Below are 19,741 nucleotides of genomic sequence, written 5' to 3'. Positions count from 1 at the left end.
TTTATTTCATCATCTTTCTCCCTAATCTAACTATACTAGAAAAGTAGTGCAAGCTAAAGAAGGAGATGCTAATAGATTTAAAATTCTATACTTCCATCACATAGATTTCCAATTTCTAGTATATCCACATATTCATAGTTTATACGATAGCTTGCAAACGAACAAGATACTATCGATACACCTTTCAAACAATATAAAAATGTTGGAGTTTATCCTATAAGTAAAGCACAGACTTTTATCTTTAAAGTTTAGTGAAAAGCCAGGTTTATGTACTACACATGGTCAGAAAAGAGTCCAAAATGTAAGTAGGATCTTGTGAAAAAATTTGAACTTCAGTGAATTTTAGCGGCTTTCGTATCTATTCAAGCGACTTTCTTATCAATTCAACAACTTCCCACTAAATTCCAAATAAATAGAACCTCGCTACCCAATTAGATTGAATACGAGGTTCTTTTCATGGCATATTGTCACATCAGTGATCATCTTTATTAATAAGAAATTGGCGCACCAGGGCCTAGTTCAACTCCGATTAACATCCAAATAACAAGCATAATTGTCCATCCAATAAGAAAGAAAATAGAATAAGGAATCATCGTAGAAACAAGTGTACCTATCCCCATTTTCTTATCGTATTTTTGTGCAAAAGCGATAATGATTGCAAAATAGGTTAAAAGTGGTGAAATAATATTTGTAGATGAATCAGCAATACGATAAGCCATCTGCGTTAACTCTGGCGAATAACCTAATTGCATCATAATTGGCACAAATATCGGCGCCATCATCGCCCATTTTGCAGAGGCACTTCCTATAAAGATATTAATAACCCCTGCTAATATAATAAATACTATAACTAGAGGGATACCTGTCAAATCAATACTTTGCAAAAAATCCGCACCGTAAACCCCTAACACTAACCCCATATTAGACTCGTTAAAGTAAGCGACAAATTGACCAGCAGTAAATGCTAGTACAATAAACATTCCCATGGAAGCCATTGTGTCGGAAAGTTTATAAGCAACGTCCTTATCATTTTTCACTGCCTTCGTTGCAATACCGTAAACAAGACCTGGAATAAAGAATAAAATCGCAATAATAGGTACAAGTGAATCCATAAATGGCGACTCAATAATTGGTCGCTCTCCTATTCCACGCATTGGAGCTCCTTCTGGAACAACGAGTAGCACTGCTAAAATAAGAGACACCACTACAGAAACCGCAGCCCATACAAGACCTTTCTTTTCTAAACTTGTTAGCTTTTCAACTGTTTCTTCATATTCTCCTTTGTATGTACCTAACCTCGGTTCAATAACTCGTTCGGTTACCCATGCGCCAATAAGTGTTAATACAAATACTGAAACACCAATAAACCACCAGTTCATGGCAATACTCATACCCTCAGCGTAAGCAGGATCAACGATGGTAGCTGCTGCAATGGTAAGTTCACCTAACAATGCATCTGTACCTGATAACGCTAGGTTCGCACTAAAGCCTCCAGAGACCCCTGCAAAAGCAGCAGCTAGCCCGGCTAATGGATGGCGACCAACAGCGGCAAACAATAATGCTCCAAGCGGTGGCAGTACGACGTAACCTGCATCAGAAGCGACACTTGACATGATCCCTGCAAATACTAAGCCTAATGTAATAAATCGCTTGGGAACCGCTAGCACGAATCCACGCAATATGGCGCTAATTAACCCTGCTCTCTCGGCAATTCCAATTCCAAGCATCGTCAATAGGACTACGCCAAGTGGCGCGAAACCAATAAAGTTATCGGTCATACTTGAAAATATATAGTTGATTCCTTCTCCGTTTAATAAATTTTTTATCTCAACCATTTCTCCTTCTTCACCTGGGTGCTCAACACTAATACCCAGCGAAGACAGGGCTGCAGATAAAAGCAATACCAACAACGATAATATTGCGAATAATGTGACAGGATGAGGTAATTTATTACCTACTACCTCTACCCCATCCAACGATCGTTGGAATATTCCTTTTTTCTTCCCCATACTTTTTCCCCTTTCCAAATATAGAAAAAATTGATTTATCGCCACGTCTTATGGCGAAAGGCTTTATTTTACGTATATTTTTCCAATAGTATACGTGAAAAATTTGAACCTCTCCTGACTAAAGTCATAAGGTTCTTGGGATAGAGCATACTTGATAGTGAATGGCATACACCAAATGAATAAAGTCAAGCTTCCAATAGCAACATGGTATTTTCTATTTATTGCTACGTGAACAAACGAAACGTCTGCATGTGATATAATATTTAGAAAAATATAATTACAATGCAAACGCATACTATTTATTATATATGTGATTGGTGCGCTTGAAAATAGGAAATCAATAAAACCTACTAATGTTATTTTTAACAAGATTAAAAAAATTAATTTGAAATCAAAGTAAATTAGGAAAGCATGCCTCCTCCTTATTTTCAATATTCTATCACATGAAGCTCTCCAAACTTCGCAAAAAGTACATCATCTTATACAAATTCAACCATGTAAGAGTCTAGTTTCCTCTTAAAAAGTAACACAAAATCTAAATTACCCGTTTTTTTTAAGAGGAATGAACTCACGTTAATTTGTATCATGCACACGCCTATTACATAGGATTGTAATATGGATTTCCTTTCATTCCTTGCCATAGGTCGGTTTCTTCCAATTGATAAGCTAATTGTAATAACCTATGCTCTTCTCCCTTATTAGCCATAATTTGTACGCCTAAAGGCATATTTTCACTTGTTACATGAAGTGGTAGAGACATAGCAGGCTGTCCGGTTAAATTAGCCAATTGTGTAAATGGCGTATAGGTTAGACTCGGCAAAAACATATCATAAATAATCTCTTGTTGCTCATGTGCTTTGGCATTCTCCATTTTTGCTATCCACCGTTTTTTCTCTATAGTATCCCACGATAATTCTCCGACTTTAGGTGCTGTGAAAGCAGTAGTAGGGGTAATATAGAAATCATAGCCTTTATGAAAATGAGCCATTGCAGCTGCTGCCACATCCCATGAAGCAATACTTGAGGAAAACGCAGCTGCTGATACAGACTGCCCAGCACAATGCAACAGCCAAGTTTCCAATTCCACATCATCACTAGTAATCTTTCTTCCAATCATTTTCTCTAACTGCATACCGACAGTAGCGATTTCTCCACTATTCATTAAATAATAGTTTCGCATAAGTTCCTTTCCATTAATGGGAGGATCATTTTCCTCTATTTGGTAGCCTAACCGCTCCAACCATTGAACCGTTTTCATGACCGCTTCTTTGGCTTCATTGGATACAGGCGTACCGACAGGTGATGTAACAGAATAAGCGATGCGAAGCTCTTCTTTTGGCGGTTGCTTCATCGTTTCCAAGTAGCTTTCCAAATAGAGCGGTGCTTGAAAGGCAGCTTCAGGTTGACTTGTCTGTAATACATCCAGCATTGCCGCACTATCTCGCACACTTCTTGATAAGACAAAATCAATCGCAGCGCCGTGCCACTGGCGACCTGCTCCCGGACCTACTGGTGTTCTCCCTCTCGTTGGCTTTAAACCAAACAGTCCTGTAAAAGAAGCAGGAATGCGAATCGACCCCCCACCATCGCTAGCTCCTGCCAACGGAACAATGCCAGCTGCAACCGCGGCTGCCGAACCGCCACTTGACCCACCTGGTGAATAGGCCACATTCCAAGGGTTTCGAGTTGGACCATCTGTTTCAGGTTCCGTAATATTTTTCAAGCCAAACTCTGGTGTGTTCGTATGACCAATAAATTGAAAACCAGCATCACGAAAAGCACGCACAAAATGAGAATCTTGTTTTGCTACGGAAGCATACTGTTTCAATAACTTGGAGCCTGAGGTCGTCCGCTCCCCTTTTAATTGTTGCCCCGTATTCTTTAGCAAAACAGGCACACCGCGAAACGGCCTTTTTTGCGTCATATCTTTCCATTCTTGAAGCGCTTTTTCCTTACGTTCGGAAATAACTGCATTCAAAGTAGGATTTACTTGTGCAAGTTGTTCTAATGAAGCTAGCAAAAGTTCTTCTTCTGTCGTCTCGCCTTTCTTTACTAAATCAGCTAAATTCACTGCATCATAGTTTCTAAATTCGCTCGTTTTCACTACTGCACCTCAATACCCATTTTTCATTAGTCTAACATTAATAAATAGTTATTACCAAATTGCTACTCATCTTCTCGCGGCGTTTCGTCTGCATTATCTTTTTTCCAAGATGGATCACCGTAGTGGTGTAATCTCTTATTTATTTGATACAACAAAAATGGAATTACAAAGGCAATCGCTGTATAGTAAATTTGTCTCCAATTAGGTAAATACTCTGTCCAATAATTCATGATTTAGAGTTCCTCCTTTTAGAAGTGTTTGCTTCGGAACTGACTTTTTTTTTCACAGATGCAATCGTAAATAACACGATTGCTGTTAGTGTTGTAATTACTAGACCATACAAACTTACGAAATCACCGAATTCTCTAACATCTATTACATCCTTAGGAATCATCGCCACAAAAAACAACACCGGCGTTAAAAACAATATATAGTGGATTTTTTTCAAATTAAAAACAGACTTCAAAGCATACAAAGAAGAATCAAAAGCCATTGTAACCGTGTTAAAAACGGCCATTATCCAAATTACAAAGAAAATAGAATCGAACCTTTCAAAAACACCTCCGGGTATTTCAACTTCTTTCGCGATTTCAACAATGGGGTAATTGACATTAGCTGTTCCCGCATAGCCAAACACACCGATACACATAAAATAAATAAATATATAAAATATAGAAACCATTGTCATACCATAAACCGCTTTTTTAGGGGCTTTATCTGGTTTACGTACTAGCGACGTGTAAAAAAATAAAACAAATAATCCAGTTAGGGAAAATAAGCTATTCCTGGATGCATTTAGGTATCCTCGGAAGTCAGTTTGAAACACCGGCAGAAAATTGCTGGCATCATACCAATTAATAGAAAATATGCCGACAAACACAATGATAAAAATAATGATCGGAAAAAACATCATATTTAAGCGAAACAAACCTACTCTTGATCCAGAAACCGCATAACTTACTACGAGGAGAAAGCAAAGGGAAATCACTTCTACCGGTGTACGATCAAATAAATATTCTTTCGCAAGATCAGCAATAATTCGTAAAACAAATGCTGTAATAAAAAAGCCTTGTAAAGCAAGTAAAATAGTTAGTACAGTAGCTATTGGCTTTGATAGTAAAACGGATGCAAAACTAATAAAGGGTTGGTTCGGATACATCGAAGCAACTTTAACAATTAACCAAGCTAATGCGACAAAAAAAACTCCAGCGCTTATAATTGGAATCCATCCGTCAGATCCTATTGTATCCTCAGCAATTAAACTTGGTAAGCTGAGTACACCTACACCAATGGTTATAGAGGGAATGGTAATCATTAACTCATTGTCGCTAATTTTATCATCGGCATATTTAAACTGATACATCATTTACTCCTCCGTTTTTTTGCTGATATTTTATCTTTCGTTTGTAAGTATTCCGGTCTTCTCCCTAACATTGGTGCTGGCATACGTAAAACCAAGTCCTTCCAATCACTAATAAACGTCGGCGCATATGGAGTAGAGTAAGGAACACCAAAGCTTTTTAAATTGACGATATGAATATTGACCATAATATAGGCGAGGATAATGCCATACAAGCCTAAAAAAGCCGCTGCTGCCATAAATCCGAATCGAACCATTCGAAAGGAAATAGCGACACTGTACATGGGGATTGTAAATGATGCCACTGCTGTTAAAGCGACTACAATAACCATAATTGGACTTACAACACCTGCTGAAACGGCTGCTTCCCCAATAACTAACCCTCCAACAATACCAATGGTTTGCCCAATTGTTTTTGGTAATCGCGCACCAGCTTCTCTTAACAGTTCCATAGTAACTCCCATTAAAACAGCTTCAACAAAAGCAGGAAATGGCACACCTTCCCTTGTAGATGCAATTGAAAAAGCTAACTGGGATGGAATCATCCCTTGATGATAGGAAACTAAAGCAATATACAGAGCAGGTAGGAACATGGTTATAAAAGCTGCTAAATAACGTAACACTCTTATCAATGAACTAATTAACCAACGCTCGTAATAATCTTCTGGTGATTTAAATGCTCCACCTATTTCTGTAGGTGCGATGAGAACAAAAGGTGTTCCATCTAGCAAGATAATAAATTTACCTTTTATGAGGGCAGAAGCTGCTTTATCAGGTCGTTCACTATTAAATATTTGTGGAAAAGGAGACAAGAAACTATCTTCAATCCATTGCTCAATATATCCTGATTCCATTGCATCATCTGTGTCAATGGAGGATAGTCTCTTTTTAACTTCCTTTAATAGCTCTGGATGAATAATCCCAGATATATAAGCTAATACAAGCTTTTTCTTTGACCTTCTTCCTATATCATATTCTTTGAAATGTAGATTAGGGTCACGTATTTGTCTTCTGATTAAAACGATATTGGTGTTTAAGTTTTCTACAAACCCTTCTCTTGGGCCACGAATAAGTGCTTCTGATACAGGTTCCTGTATCGCGCGACTTTCCCATTCTTTGGTCTCTAATAACAAAACACGCTCCACACCGTCAAGCAAAAGCACAGAACTTCCTGACAATAGTCCAAGTGATAATTTATCCATGGTATCTACATTTTTTATGCTAGAAATACTAATTAATTGTTCATGAATAATAGCTAATAAATTCGATGTATTTAATTCTGCTGTTTGATCACTTTGCTCCAATCTCTCCAATTCCCTTAGCACATTTTCTTCAATTTGCTGTTTGTTACTCAGTCCATCAATATAGATAATGGCACAGGCGTGCTTTGCGAAATAGAAGTTCCTTATAACTAAATCAACAGGGTTTCCGAGCATTTTTTGAATACTGTCGAGATTCTCCTTTAAAGAAGATGTCAAATATGTATTGAAATTATTATCATCTGTTTGTGCGTTTTGATTGTTTCTTTTTATTACTCGTCTTCCCATGCCATCACATCCCTTTTATGAACTTCCTTTTTCTTATGCCCTTCACATCCTCCTTTTATTCATCCGTATAAAATTCTAGGATCTGACAAAACTAATCGTCACATAGAGAAAGCGAGTTATTCAATAACGTTTTTTTTATGATTATCCTGATTGAATGAAATGAGAGATTATTTTTTCACGTGATACACCATAGTACAAATCGAACAGGAAGGGAGTTATATTATTGAATAATTTATACACGAACTATTTTACAGCTTCAGATATTTCGACGTTATGGGACACTTACGAAAGTGATACGATTATAAAATACGGCATGAAACATTTTCTTCAACATGTAGAGGATCCTGATATTCAAAACATATTACAAGAAACATTACAGTTAATTGAAAGAAATATTCATCATATGGAAGAGCTATTTAAAAAAGCAAATTTTCATATACCTAAAGGATTTACAGACGAAGATATTAATTTAAATGCACCTCGTCTATTCTCGGACACCCTTTATTTAGAGTATATTTTTAATATGACATTTTTTATGTTAGACACATACAGTTTAGCTCTTTCCGTCGCAGATCATAAAGATGTCAACGATTACTACGCTAAAAATTTAAAAGCTGCTATTTCTTTAAATAAACAAGCAAAAGAACTAGAGAAAGAAAAAGCAATATACATTCGTTCTCCAAGAATACCTCATTCAGAAACCATCACATTTGTAGAAGATAAAAATTACATGACTGGGTGGCTCGGTGAACGCAGACCTTTATTAGGTATAGAAGTAACTAACTTAGTCTTTCACTCTAAACGCAATGCTTTAGGCCATGCTATGATTACAGGGTTTAGTCAAGTAGCTCAATCCAATGAAGTGAAGAAATTCTTCCAAAAAGGAAGAGATATATCCGGTAAGCATTTAGAAGTGTTTACATCTATTCTTCATGAAGATTTCTTATCCGATGGAGCACTTTTAAGAACTTCAGAGGTAACGGATTCTACAACTGCTCCGTTTTCCGATCGACTCATGGTGACCTTCGTTGCGAACCTCATCGCTTCCAGTATTGGACAATATAGCGTCTCTATGTCTAGAAGCCCCAGACATGATCTAAGTGTGCAATATGCACGTTTAATGGCAGAAGTAGGAAAGTACGCCAACGAAGGTATGAAGATCCTTATCCGTCATGGATGGCTCGAACAACCTCCCATGGCCGCTAATCGAAATGACTTAGTGGAATAGGTTGTCTATATGGATACAAACCTAAGCAAAAAAAGTAAAAAACTAGCAGCTATACTATGGAGTATTGCCTTGCCGGGATTTGGCCAATTATTAAATCAAAAGTATGTAAAGGGGCTATTACTAATTGGCTTAGAATTTATCATTAATGTTATGGGAAATTTTAATAAAATCATCATTTATAGTTTTCAATTTAAGATTGAAGAAGCTATCGAAGGGACCAATTATTTATGGCTGATGTTTTATCCATGTTTATACTTTTTTGCCATCTGGGACGCCTACAAAGATGCTGGCGGAGGGGAAAGACCTTTTGCTTACCTACCACTCGTTTTTTCTGCATACTTTGTCACGATTGGGCTAATTTTTTCATCCAAACTTCATGTGTTTGGATATTTAATTGGCCCCATGTGGCTACCAATGCTATTCTTGCCTATCGGACTTAGCATAGGGGCTTTCATTCAATGGATTTTACTTAAAGTTTATACTAAAAAATAACGAACCCTCATTTCTTCCTGAAGACTTGGCGACAAGCCAAGTCTTCAGGAAGAAATGAGGGTTTAAAAATGCTAAGATACACACCTCCATTGTACTTCATTTATATAATTGAAAAAGCAAATATTACAACCATAAGATGCTTTATACTATAAACAACCATATGAAATCTTAGACTAGTTAAACGAAAAATAATTTGATTCTTTTGTTTATAGAGAATATTAATTTTAAAATATTATTGAAAATTTTCTAACAATCAGTGTATAATCAAATTAAGATGTTACTGGTTTAGATTGATTTTACATAGAGGTGAAGCGAATGAAGGAAAATCCAGTATTGGAAGTAAGCAATTTAAAAACGTATTTTTACTTAGAAAATAATTTTGTCGCTCGCGCAGTAGATGGTGTAGATTTCACAATACATCAAGGTGAAACGTTGGCTATTGTTGGCGAATCAGGAAGTGGAAAAAGTATCACTTCCCTCTCGATTATGCAATTGATAAATAAGCCTGGAAAAATTGTAGATGGAACCATTTGCCTAGAAGGAGATAATTTATTAACAAAATCCAGTAAACAGATGACTAAAATACGTGGCAATGATATTGCAATGATTTTTCAAGAACCGATGACAGCACTAAATCCAGTCTATACTATTGGTAGCCAAATTGTTGAAACGATTCGAAAACATAAAAACCTCTCCAAGCATGCTGCACGGGAAAGAGTTATTGAATTACTGAACTTAGTTGGATTTCCACGAGCAAAAGAAGTTATGAACGAGTATCCACATCAATTATCGGGTGGAATGAGACAACGGGCAATGATCGCTATGGCCATATCTTGTGATCCAAAACTCCTCATAGCTGATGAACCTTCTACAGCCTTAGATGTAACCATTCAAGCGCAGATTTTAGACCTGCTCATGGAAATGAAAGAACGTTTAAATATGTCCATCCTTTTAGTCACGCATGATCTTGGCGTAGTAGCCGAATACGCAGATCGCGTACTGGTAATGTATGGTGGTCAAATCGTTGAGGAAACAACTGTCGAAGCTATTTTTGAAGAAACGAAACACCCTTATACCATTGGGCTATTAGAAAGTTTACCAAGTTTAGAAAAAGAAGTAAAACGGCTCGGTGCCATTAAAGGTTCTGTCCCTCCAGCCTATCTATTTCCTAAAGGTTGTCGTTTTGCCGACCGCTGCCCGCATGTAATGGATCAATGCAGAGAATCAAATCCTGAACTATTATCCATAGCACCCACACATAAAGCACGCTGTTATCTTTATGAATTAGGAGGAGGCCATTCTCATGACAATCGAGCAAAAACAACTGCAGAACAAAAAATCTGAACAAGAACAAAATAACGAAACCATTATGCAAGCAAGTCATATAAAAAAATACTTCCCCATCAAAGGTGGTATTTTCAAACATACAATAGGTCATGTAAAAGCTGTAGACGATGTTTCTTTATCCATAAAAAAGGGAGAAACACTTGGTCTTGTTGGAGAATCTGGTTCTGGTAAATCAACACTTGGGCGTGTGTTACTTCGTCTTTTAGAGCCTACAGAAGGTGAAGTCATATTTGAGGGCAAAGACATTTCCCATTTAAACAATCGAAAATTACGTGCATATCGAAAACATATGCAAATTGTTTTTCAGGATCCATTTGCTTCACTTAATTCTAAAATGAGTGTCGGAGAGCTAATTGAAGAGCCTTTACTCGTGCAAACTTCCGTTTCTAAACCAGAACGTAAGCAAATGAGTGTTGAATTGCTAGAGAAAGTCGGTCTACGAGCGAATGATCGTGCAAAATATCCGCATGAATTTTCTGGAGGACAGCGGCAACGAATTAGTATTGCACGGGCGCTTGCACTTAACCCAAAATTCATTATCTGTGATGAACCAGTGTCAGCACTCGATGTTTCCATTCAAGCTCAAGTGCTAAATTTAATGGCGGACTTACAGGAAGAATATCATCTTACCTACTTATTTATAGCGCATGACCTCAGCGTTGTTAAACATATTAGTGATCGTGTAGCTGTCATGTATTTAGGACGTATTGCAGAACTTGCACCGAAAGAACAACTCTACCAAAACCCACTTCACCCATATACAAAAGCTTTACTATCATCTGTGCCATCGACAAATGTAAGAGAAAAGAGAGAGAAAATTAAACTTAGTGGTGATTTACCAAGTCCAGCGAATCCACCATCTGGTTGTGTTTTCCGTACACGCTGCCCTATGGCACACGACCGTTGCATAAGCGAAATACCAGCATTAAGCGAGATGGAGAAGGGGCATTTTGTTGCATGCCATTTGTACGAATAAAGAGATGCTCCTCTTGGCACATCATTAATCATGAGAACGGAGTTTCTAAGCTAAGGAGATGGTTTATACTTCTGTAAAGTTATCAATGAATAAAAGGACACTGGCACCAGAGATAAAAACACGCAGACTTCTCGAAAACATTCTCATGGTACAACTACTCGTTATCTCTCATTCTAAAATAACATGTTACATACGTTGTTATTATTCAGAATAATCCGTCCTTTATTCCGATTCTAAACATACACTTGAAGGGGGTGGTAACAATCACAGAAAAAGAAAATCTTGGCTTTTCGCCACGTCTTTATGGCGAAAGTTGATGTTTTTCTTATCTTCCTGTAGTGCAAAAAGGAAAGATCAATGCGTGTAAATCTGTGCAAATAATAAGGGGGAATGAAAGCGTGTTTAACAAAAAATGGGTATTACTTTTCGTACTTATGTTATTCTTTGGATTTGTATTAGTAGCTTGTAATGGGGATGACACCTCCGAAAAGGAAGGAAATGAAAGCCAAGCAAAAGATGATGATGAAGCAAGTGGCGAGCCTCAAAAAGGCGGCACCTTGACTGGAGCAATGGATACAGCCCCAGCAGGGGTTTTTAATCCGATCTTTTACGAGGAATCCTATGAGGCAAATATTCTTGACTTTACGCACGAATCGTTAGTCGGGCAAACAAAAGAATTAGAATTTGAAGCCGAATTAGCTAAAGAGTGGGAAATTAATGAAGACCAAACGGAAATCACCTTACAACTGGAGGAAGGCGTAAAATGGCATGATGGAGAAGAATTCACTGCCGATGATGTCGTTTATACGTACAAAGCGATAGCTAGTCCTGGCTATATAGAAGCTGGCGGAGTTCGTACAGAATACGTTGTAAGATTGCTTGGGTATGAAGCGTTCAACAGTGGAGAAACGGATGAGTTTGAAGGGGTAGTAGCTGAAGATGATTACACCGTAACTTTTAAATTCGCCGAGCCTAATGTAACGATTTTAAAAGACGTCTCTTTCGCCATTATTCCTGAGCATATTTTTGCAGATGTACCAGTAAGTGAGATACCTGAACACGCTGCAACATTAAACGCAGGTGAGGTAATCGGTACTGGACCGTTTAAATTTACAGAAATGCTAGAACGTGAGCAATACGTTCTGGAAAAGAATGCAGATTACTGGAAATCCGAGCCATATTTAGATCAGATTGTATGGCGTGTGGTTGACCAGTCTGTCATGCTAGGTCTGCTAGAAAGTGAGGAAATTGACTTCATTGCTGATCCTTCTGGCGTACCAGCACCTGACTTCGAAACAGTTGACGCACTAGAACATATTGAAATTATTGAACAACCCGACTTTGGGTATCAATTAATGGGCTTTAAAGTTAATCACCGTACGGATGCCGATGTAGAAGCCGGTGCCATTGAGCCGGACAACTGGGTACCAAATGAAGATATGGGTGAACTAAAGGTTCGCCAAGCAATGGCACATGCTATTGATCGCAACGCGCTTGTTGATAACTTACTGTATGGCCATGGTTCTGTAATTAATGCTCCAATAGCACAACAATTTTGGGCTTACGATGAAGAAGCAACAACAAATTTTGAATTTGATCCTGAAAAAGCAAAATCACTATTAGATGAAGCTGGCTATGAAGATACAAACGATGACGGCTTCAGAGAAACTCCAGATGGAGAAGAATGGGTGGTCAACTTAAACTATCCAACTGGAAATAAGCTCCGTGAAGACTCTGCGCCAATTATAGAACAGTTCTTAGAAGATGTAGGAATAAACATTGACCTACGTCAACCAAAGGAAATGACCGCATACGTCGAAGAGCTAACTAATGATAATTCCGATTGGGATCTATTCCTTCTAGGCTGGAGTTTAGCAAGTGCTGATCCAGATCCTTCAGGGCTTTGGGGAGCAGACGCTGCTTATAATTATCAGCGTTGGAACAATGAACAGTCAGAAACATTATTGGAAGAAGCGATGCAAGCACCTGAAGCATTTGAACAAGATTACCGTGCTAAAAAGTATAGTGAATGGCAAGCAGTATTCTCAGAAGATTTGCCAGCTATTTTACTCTATGCTCAAAACAAAATTTATGCCTTTAACGAACGGTTAAATGGTGTAAATCCAATGCCATATTCCTTTATTAATGAACCAGAAAACTGGTGGTTAGCCGAGTAATTAGTAACGACCTAAGAAATTATAAAGAGGCTAGAACAATTTGTTAGAAATACTTGGCTTACCGTCAAATCTCAATGACGAAAGCTGTCGGTTTTCTTATATTACAAACCTTAAAACTTCCTACTTTCCGGTATGTAACAAATGATGTAAGGCGTAGATGAGCCTTCGAAATGCATCACTTCGGAGGCTCCTTGACGCCCACGGAAAACAGCCTATTTTTCCGTAGCACAAATGAGGTATCGTCTCTGTCATTACTATACAAGGTTTAAAAGTTTGGTTCAGCCTCTTTCTTTTTTAAACAAGCTCCGTGCTTTATCATCAAATGAGGGCGCTGATAGATAATTTACGAATTAAATTTGCGTAACCTAAATGACCAATGCAAAAAAACATTTATATTTACTTAACTTTTAGAAGAGATAAAGCAACAAACTCTACTATAGAAAACATAGCTTCATACCATTCTATATGCAAAAGCTCGTTTTTCTTCTAATCCTTGTACTTTTCTATAATGAAATAACAGTTTCATTTTATTAACATGCAAAGAGGTGAGCACCATGTACAAATATATTATCCGTAGAATATTAATATTCATCCCGATGCTGTTTGCCCTTACAGTGATTGTATTTGGTATTTCACAGTTAGCTCCTGGAGACGCTTTGTCAAGTAAAATGCTTAATGATCCAAATGTTGACCCGGAAGTTTTTGAAGAGCGTCGTCAAGCACTAGGTTTAAATGATCCTATCTATGTACAGTACTGGAACTGGATAAGTGATGCAGCACAAGGCGACTTTGGAAATTCCCTCTTCTTTAATGGTCGTTCTGTTGCTGAATTAATTGAAGCTCGATTTGCTAACACATTGTATTTAGGTCTTTTCTCCTTAGCTATTACGGTAATTGTTGCTATTCCTATTGGCATTTATTCTGCAAGAAAGCCATACTCATTACTGGACTATGGGGCTACTGGTTTTGGTTTTTTAGGATTAGCTATTCCTAATTTTTTCTTTGGATTAATAGCCATTTACGTCCTATCGATTAACTTAGGTTGGTTCCCTTCGCAAGGGACATTATCCACTCCTGGACTTACGGGATTTGAAGCATTTATGAATCGTATTCATCACATGGTTCTCCCTGGTATTACACTTGGGTTAGCAGGCACTGCAACTTATATGCGCTATATGCGTTCCGAAGTGCTAGACGTATTAGGAAGCGATTATATACGTACAGCAAAGGCAAAAGGTATGTCGGAAAGTAATGTCCTCTATAAACATACGCTACGAAACGCGCTTATTCCTATTATCACCTTAATGGGATTTGAAATTGGCGTGTTATTAAGTGGTGCTGTAATCACGGAACAAGTTTTTCAATACCCTGGATTAGGCACTTTATTTTTAAGCTCTGTTATGAACCGCGATTTTCCAGTTGTAATGGCGATTGCTCTCATACTAGGTATTCTCATTTTAATTGGTAATTTAATAGCTGATATTCTTTACAGCATTATTGATCCAAGAATACGTTACGATTGAGGTGAATAATAATGCAAACAAATACGGAAAGCACATTACCAACAGGACCGGAAAATGAGCCTATTGATCAACAACATCAACATAAGACACCATTTCAGTTAGCATTTAACCGTTTTAAAAAGAATAAGTTAGCTGTTATTAGCATTTTTGTACTTTTAGCTATTGTTATTATCTGTATTGCTGCCCCATTACTTACGAGTCAAGACCCAATAAAAACAGACGTAACAAATATTGAAAAAAGGCCTACCGATGAGCATATTTTAGGAACGAACGGACAAGGACAAGACAATTTCGCCCGCTTATTATATGGCGGAAGAATCTCTTTAATTGTCGGTTTTAGTGCCATGTTTTTTACGTTAGTCATTGGCGTTGTGCTTGGATCCGTCGCTGGTTACTATGGCGGCAAAGTAGACAGTATCATTATGCGTGGAGCAGATATTATGCTTATGCTACCATTTCTTGTACTTGTGCTAACGATTATCGCAGTTATTGATAAGATAACAATCGGAATATTTGTTACCATTATCGCTTTAACATCATGGCCTAATTTAACACGTATTATCCGAGCTACATATTTATCCCTCCGAGAGCAGGAGTTTGTCTTGGGCGCTAAGGCTATCGGCGCAAGTGATATGCGAATTATTCGTAAACATTTTATTCCCAATGCGATTGGTCCGATTATTGTAAATGCTACGCTCATGATGGCAACATACATTATTGTAGAATCGGGGCTTAGCTTTATCGGTTTTGGTATCCCACAACCAACACCAACTTGGGGGAATATGATTTCAGAGGCGCAAAACATTCGCATATTGCGAAATAACCCAGAAGCATGGATACCTCCAGGATTAGCTATTTTAGTAACCGTTCTAGCAATTAATTTTATCGGTGACGGATTGCGAGATGCCTTTGATCCGAAAAGTAAGCAACGATAACGATATATTCGAAGGACTTATCTTATCTATAAATCATGCAAAAAACTTACTGCTAACAATGAGCAGTAAGTTTTTTTAAGGTATTATCTTTGTCGAATGAGAAAAAGGGTATGTAAAGTACGCAGATCTCTACGAACGCTTCACTTCTTTCTCAGTAAAATGATTAGATAAACTTGGCTTGTCGCCAAGTCTTATAGCGAAAGTCTTTGTTTTTTTTACGATAATCCTTTAAACTTTATGCTTTCCTATAGTACAAGTTAGGAAGTACATAATTTTCCTATTCCATTAAACCACTACTCTTCATGTATGTTACCTTTATTGAAAATGTGAACCATTTCATGTAATTCATGCCGGAGATTGTCCAAATCTTTGGACTGATCAACAACTTCTCCCATTGCTGCACTGGACTGTTGGGCCGAAGCTGCCGTTTGTTCAATACCAGCTGATGACTCCTCTGTAACAGAAGCTATCTCATGAATAGCTGTATTCATTTTGCTGCTATTATCTTTCATTTCTTCTAAGTGCGAAGAAATTGTCTTTATAACCTGAACCATTTCATTGACAAACATGGTTATACCATCAAATGTTTGTTGTGTTGCGTGAATTTGCTTGGTACCCGTTCCCACTTCCTCATAACTATTTTCTAGCGTATTCGTAACTAAATTGGAGTTATGCTTAATATGGGTAACAATTCCAGTTATATTTGTTACAGAATCGCTTACTTGTTCAGCGAGTTTTCTTACCTCAGCTGCTACAACCGCAAAGCCTTTTCCATGCTCTCCCGCTCTTGCAGCTTCAATCGCAGCATTTAATGCAAGTAAATTCGTTTGTTGCGCAATATCTTGAATGGTTTCGACTAAATGGTTAATTTCTTGCGATTGTTCATCCAATTGCCTCACTTTATCTACTGCTTCTTTCACTATTTTATCAATTTGATCCATTTGCTCTGAGGAAGATTTCATCATCTGCTGCCCTTCCTCGGTCATCGTCAAAATTTCTTGAGACGCTTGATCGATTAACTTTCCTTGGTCGTTTGTATCACTCATTTTCGTACTGAATGTTTCCATATTCATCGCTAAATCACTTGCTCGATTTGCTTGTGTCTCTGAACCAACGGCTAATTCTTGCATGGTTGTAGCTATTTGCTCTGCTCCCTCCATCACTTCTTGAGCCGAGCGAGTAAAAGATTGACCATAATTACTTATCGTATTTGATACGTGATTAACTTTACCCAAAAAATTGTTAATGTTTTCACTTATAGTACTAGTCGCTTCCATCATTTGTCCAAGCTCACCACCTGTATTTATTGGCAATGGCTCTGGTTGCACGTTTCCCTCCGCAATACCTTTTATCCTCGCCCGCAATTGATGGATTGGTATGGTAATGGATCGAACAGTTAGTACACTAATGGCAACTATAAATAAAATGATACTAGCAGTAAGTATGACAAACCAAGTTTGTGATTCTTTTGCATTAGAAACAGCCTGCTCTTGTATATTTTCCAGTTTCTTCGTTTGGTTATCTACCATTTCTTGCATGATGGAACTAACTTCAGAACCTAACGTTTGAACGTTTGCATTGGCTAAGTTACTTGTCGTTTCCCTATCATCTATTTTATTCAATCGCTTTTTGACTTCTTGCTGCCATTCTTTTTGTTTATTGCTTAGTTCGTGCCATTGTTTAGCTGATGCCATCGTCTGTACTTCTTCTATTAAATGCTTCCCTTCCGCTTGCCTTTGTTCGTAGTCTTTACGGATCGTATCATCTTCCTTTAATAGAAACCCCATAGCTAATGCCTGTTGCTCTAATAGATTTGCATGAAGACGTTCAACTTTTTGAACAGCCACTACTTCCGTACTTATAACTGATTCTACTTCCTCATGAACTTGCTTCGCTGTATAAAAATGATAAACGGCTGTTATTATAAGTGCAACTATAATAGAAACGTAACCAATAATTAATTTATTTTTAACATAGTTAAAGCGTAGGAATCTTTTCATTTGGTCATCCCTTTCCACTAAAATAATCTTTTCTTTATTTATATCGGCTATTATTTGTGTAAATGGACATTTCCCTTATATATTTTAAAATTGTGTCATTTCTTTCTTCTATTTTATGTACGCACAACAGGCAACCAACGATTTTAATTTTTATTTACATACTGAAGAAGCGGTTAACAAAGCGCTCAGGTTTCTATATACTTATACTATTAAGGAGGGATAAGTAAATGGATAAACTCGCTGTGTTTTGTGGTTCCAGACCAGGCATCTCACCGACATACTTAGAAGCAGCTACAAAGCTCGGGAAAGAACTCGCTAATCAACATATTACGCTCGTCTACGGTGGTGCAAGTGTTGGTCTCATGGGGGCTGTCGCTGATGCCGTACTAAATGAAGGAGGCAAAGCAATTGGGGTTATACCAGAATTTCTAAAAAGCAAGGAAGTCTATCATAAAAATCTAACGGAACTAATCATCGTCGACTCCATGCATGAAAGAAAAATGACAATGGCAAACCTAGCGGATGGCTTCATTGCTTTACCAGGTGGACCTGGTACACTTGAGGAATATTTCGAAGTATTTACGTGGGCGCAATTAGGGTTACATCAAAAACCATGTGGGCTTTTAAACGTAAACAACTATTACAACCAACTACTTCATTTTTTCCAGCATATGAAGGAACAACAGTTTATGGAGCAAAAGCATCTCGATGTTGTCTTGTCAGATACCGATGCAAAAGAATTAATTGAAAAGTTTCGTCAATATGAGCCACCAGCTATTAAATCGTTTTTACAACCGCATCAAACATGACCTATTGTGTACATTGGCCTAACTATCATAAGTTAAGCTGTATTAAACGGAAAGTAGGATAGTGCGAAGCCAAACTTACAGGTAGAATAAAAGGATGGAGATAGCAGAGGAAAAACACGGCACTTTGGTGGAAAGCGTAGTAGAAAAACGCACAAATAAATATAACGTTCTTTTAGTTTATATAGTATATAAAAAACCAAAAGCTTGCGCACATCTGATTTGTCGTTAAGCCAAATTTTTCTAACGAAGCGTCTATGTGCCAGCTACGAAAAGCCCAGGGATTTTCTGCTGCAGTTGAGTTGAATTTCATTTCCTTTTTTTCATCATCATTTTTTTAAGTAATGAAAAAGCTGCGAAATTCCTAACCCCAAAAATACAGGCGCATACATGAAGCAAAAGTCATATAGATACTATTCTATTTGGCTTATTTTTATCGGCTTCCATACCTTTCATTTTTCTGCGCTGATTTGAGAGATCTAAAACATTCGGGTATACATCTATTAAAAAGTAAAACGAAAGCTTTCGACATACAAACTCCGTGATCTGTTTCTGTTTTTCTCATTATTTTCTAATTTTCTACTTATCTCCTATATAGAAAGATCGGTTATCATTTCTTTTAACAACCATTTTCCTTGAAGGAGGAGCGGAAAAGATATGAAAAAGTATACAGTAATCTGTTTATTTGCAGGTATGTTGATAGGTTGCACCAACGAAACAGCTTCAAATAACAGTGAACAGAAAATCCAAACCAATGCAGAGGACACCATTTCTTCCATAAATCAACTAGAAGAATACAGTGTCTTAGAAGAGGAAATTTCTATTTCTAACCATAAAGCAACTATCGTAGAAGATAATCCACACAAGCGCGTGATTAAAATTAAAACCAAGGACAATGGACAAGAATATAAGTCCATCTTTGTTAAAGAAACAAATCGACTTAAATTAATCCAGTTTGATAAAGGAGTAATCTTTAATGACGTTATTACCTGAAATCCACCTTACATGATTAGACGCACCTAAGCGTTAGCGTAACTCCCTGAATGATATTCAGGGAGTCCAATAAACGAAAAAGCTCTCACTTCAAGCTAAGATAAGTGGTAAGTAGATCAATAAGTACATACTTTTTTCATTGCTGTTCTCCTCTCGTATATTATGTTTAGGCGTTATTTTTCCGCCTATTTTATTCTAACTAATTTATAAAAATTGTATCTGCTAGTGCTACCGTTACTTTCCA

At 37.4% G+C, this 19,741-nt stretch carries 15 protein-coding genes; 9 read left to right on the top strand and 6 right to left on the bottom strand.

Annotation, left to right across the window (positions count from 1 at the left end):
• Nucleotides 1-488: 488 nt before the first annotated feature.
• The 5 genes from BUB45_RS15545 to BUB45_RS15530 all read right to left on the bottom strand — a co-directional run bounded on the left by BUB45_RS15545 (nucleotide 489) and on the right by BUB45_RS15530 (nucleotide 7,020).
• Complete coding sequence (locus BUB45_RS15545; RefSeq protein ID WP_073011768.1) at nucleotides 489-2,009, bottom strand: AbgT family transporter; 1,521 nt, start codon at nucleotides 2,007-2,009, stop codon at nucleotides 489-491.
• A 598-nt stretch (nucleotides 2,010-2,607) separates the two neighbouring features.
• Nucleotides 2,608-4,113, bottom strand: a complete 1,506-nt coding sequence (locus BUB45_RS15540) for an amidase family protein (RefSeq protein ID WP_073011765.1) — start codon at nucleotides 4,111-4,113, stop codon at nucleotides 2,608-2,610.
• Between the two features lie 62 nt (nucleotides 4,114-4,175).
• Nucleotides 4,176-4,343, bottom strand: a complete 168-nt coding sequence (locus BUB45_RS19950; protein WP_170861768.1) for a hypothetical protein — start codon at nucleotides 4,341-4,343, stop codon at nucleotides 4,176-4,178.
• Complete coding sequence (locus BUB45_RS15535) at nucleotides 4,340-5,476, bottom strand: GerAB/ArcD/ProY family transporter (protein ID WP_073011762.1); 1,137 nt, start codon at nucleotides 5,474-5,476, stop codon at nucleotides 4,340-4,342. Before BUB45_RS15535 ends, BUB45_RS19950 begins: the two co-directional genes overlap by 4 nt.
• Nucleotides 5,476-7,020, bottom strand: coding sequence for a spore germination protein (locus tag BUB45_RS15530; protein ID WP_073011759.1), 1,545 nt, complete (start codon nucleotides 7,018-7,020; stop codon nucleotides 5,476-5,478). Before BUB45_RS15530 ends, BUB45_RS15535 begins: the two co-directional genes overlap by 1 nt.
• Nucleotides 7,021-7,243: 223 nt before the next feature.
• Between BUB45_RS15530 and BUB45_RS15525 the strand changes: the two genes are divergently transcribed.
• The 7 genes from BUB45_RS15525 (at nucleotide 7,244) to opp4C (ending at nucleotide 15,698) form a co-directional block, all read left to right on the top strand.
• The gene (locus BUB45_RS15525) at nucleotides 7,244-8,248 is read left to right on the top strand and encodes a DUF3231 family protein (protein ID WP_073011756.1); all 1,005 of its coding nucleotides are present in this window, start codon (nucleotides 7,244-7,246) and stop codon (nucleotides 8,246-8,248) included.
• 9 nt (nucleotides 8,249-8,257) lie between these two features.
• Nucleotides 8,258-8,740, top strand: coding sequence for a hypothetical protein (locus tag BUB45_RS15520; RefSeq protein ID WP_073011754.1), 483 nt, complete (start codon nucleotides 8,258-8,260; stop codon nucleotides 8,738-8,740).
• Between the two features lie 315 nt (nucleotides 8,741-9,055).
• A complete protein-coding gene (locus tag BUB45_RS15515) occupies nucleotides 9,056-10,084 on the top strand; it encodes an ABC transporter ATP-binding protein (protein WP_073011751.1) in 1,029 nt (342 codons plus the stop codon).
• Nucleotides 10,044-11,063: an ABC transporter ATP-binding protein gene (locus BUB45_RS15510; protein ID WP_073011748.1), complete on the top strand. Its 1,020-nt coding sequence runs from the start codon at nucleotides 10,044-10,046 to the stop codon at nucleotides 11,061-11,063. Before BUB45_RS15515 ends, BUB45_RS15510 begins: the two co-directional genes overlap by 41 nt.
• A gap of 398 nt (nucleotides 11,064-11,461) precedes the next feature.
• Nucleotides 11,462-13,240, top strand: coding sequence for a peptide-binding protein (locus BUB45_RS15505; RefSeq protein ID WP_342068364.1), 1,779 nt, complete (start codon nucleotides 11,462-11,464; stop codon nucleotides 13,238-13,240).
• 554 nt (nucleotides 13,241-13,794) lie between these two features.
• Entirely contained in the window at nucleotides 13,795-14,763 is a 969-nt protein-coding gene (locus BUB45_RS15500; RefSeq protein WP_073011746.1) for an ABC transporter permease, read from the top strand.
• An 11-nt stretch (nucleotides 14,764-14,774) separates the two neighbouring features.
• On the top strand, nucleotides 14,775-15,698 hold the full coding sequence (gene opp4C / locus BUB45_RS15495) for an oligopeptide ABC transporter permease (protein WP_073011743.1): 924 nt from the start codon (nucleotides 14,775-14,777) through the stop codon (nucleotides 15,696-15,698).
• A 293-nt stretch (nucleotides 15,699-15,991) separates the two neighbouring features.
• Here opp4C and BUB45_RS15490 read toward each other — a convergent pair whose 3' ends face one another.
• Nucleotides 15,992-17,698: a methyl-accepting chemotaxis protein gene (locus tag BUB45_RS15490; RefSeq protein WP_073011740.1), complete on the bottom strand. Its 1,707-nt coding sequence runs from the start codon at nucleotides 17,696-17,698 to the stop codon at nucleotides 15,992-15,994.
• A 227-nt stretch (nucleotides 17,699-17,925) separates the two neighbouring features.
• Here BUB45_RS15490 and BUB45_RS15485 point away from each other — a divergent pair, with 227 nt between their 5' ends.
• Nucleotides 17,926-18,507, top strand: coding sequence for an LOG family protein (locus BUB45_RS15485; protein WP_073011737.1), 582 nt, complete (start codon nucleotides 17,926-17,928; stop codon nucleotides 18,505-18,507).
• Nucleotides 18,508-19,161: 654 nt separating this feature from the next.
• Complete coding sequence (locus BUB45_RS15480; RefSeq protein ID WP_073011735.1) at nucleotides 19,162-19,497, top strand: putative periplasmic lipoprotein; 336 nt, start codon at nucleotides 19,162-19,164, stop codon at nucleotides 19,495-19,497.
• Nucleotides 19,498-19,741 lie beyond the last annotated feature (244 nt).

The sequence above is a fragment of the Virgibacillus chiguensis genome (assembly GCF_900129865.1).
Classification (GTDB): Bacteria; Bacillota; Bacilli; order Bacillales; family Amphibacillaceae; genus Virgibacillus; species Virgibacillus chiguensis.
The sequence above is the reverse complement of the archived record's forward strand: the minus strand, read 5'-3'. Positions and strand labels throughout refer to the sequence as shown.

Coding starts and splice junctions, on each gene's coding strand:
- BUB45_RS15520 (WP_073011754.1), top strand. CDS start 8,258: ATGGATACAAACCTAAGCAAAAAAAGTAAAAAACTAGCAGCTATACTA.
- BUB45_RS15545 (WP_073011768.1), bottom strand. CDS start 2,009: ATGGGGAAGAAAAAAGGAATATTCCAACGATCGTTGGATGGGGTAGAG.
- BUB45_RS15510 (WP_073011748.1), top strand. CDS start 10,044: ATGACAATCGAGCAAAAACAACTGCAGAACAAAAAATCTGAACAAGAA.
- BUB45_RS15480 (WP_073011735.1), top strand. CDS start 19,162: ATGAAAAAGTATACAGTAATCTGTTTATTTGCAGGTATGTTGATAGGT.
- BUB45_RS15530 (WP_073011759.1), bottom strand. CDS start 7,020: ATGGGAAGACGAGTAATAAAAAGAAACAATCAAAACGCACAAACAGAT.
- BUB45_RS15490 (WP_073011740.1), bottom strand. CDS start 17,698: ATGAAAAGATTCCTACGCTTTAACTATGTTAAAAATAAATTAATTATT.
- BUB45_RS15500 (WP_073011746.1), top strand. CDS start 13,795: ATGTACAAATATATTATCCGTAGAATATTAATATTCATCCCGATGCTG.
- BUB45_RS15535 (WP_073011762.1), bottom strand. CDS start 5,476: ATGTATCAGTTTAAATATGCCGATGATAAAATTAGCGACAATGAGTTA.
- BUB45_RS15485 (WP_073011737.1), top strand. CDS start 17,926: ATGGATAAACTCGCTGTGTTTTGTGGTTCCAGACCAGGCATCTCACCG.
- BUB45_RS19950 (WP_170861768.1), bottom strand. CDS start 4,343: ATGAATTATTGGACAGAGTATTTACCTAATTGGAGACAAATTTACTAT.
- opp4C (WP_073011743.1), top strand. CDS start 14,775: ATGCAAACAAATACGGAAAGCACATTACCAACAGGACCGGAAAATGAG.
- BUB45_RS15515 (WP_073011751.1), top strand. CDS start 9,056: ATGAAGGAAAATCCAGTATTGGAAGTAAGCAATTTAAAAACGTATTTT.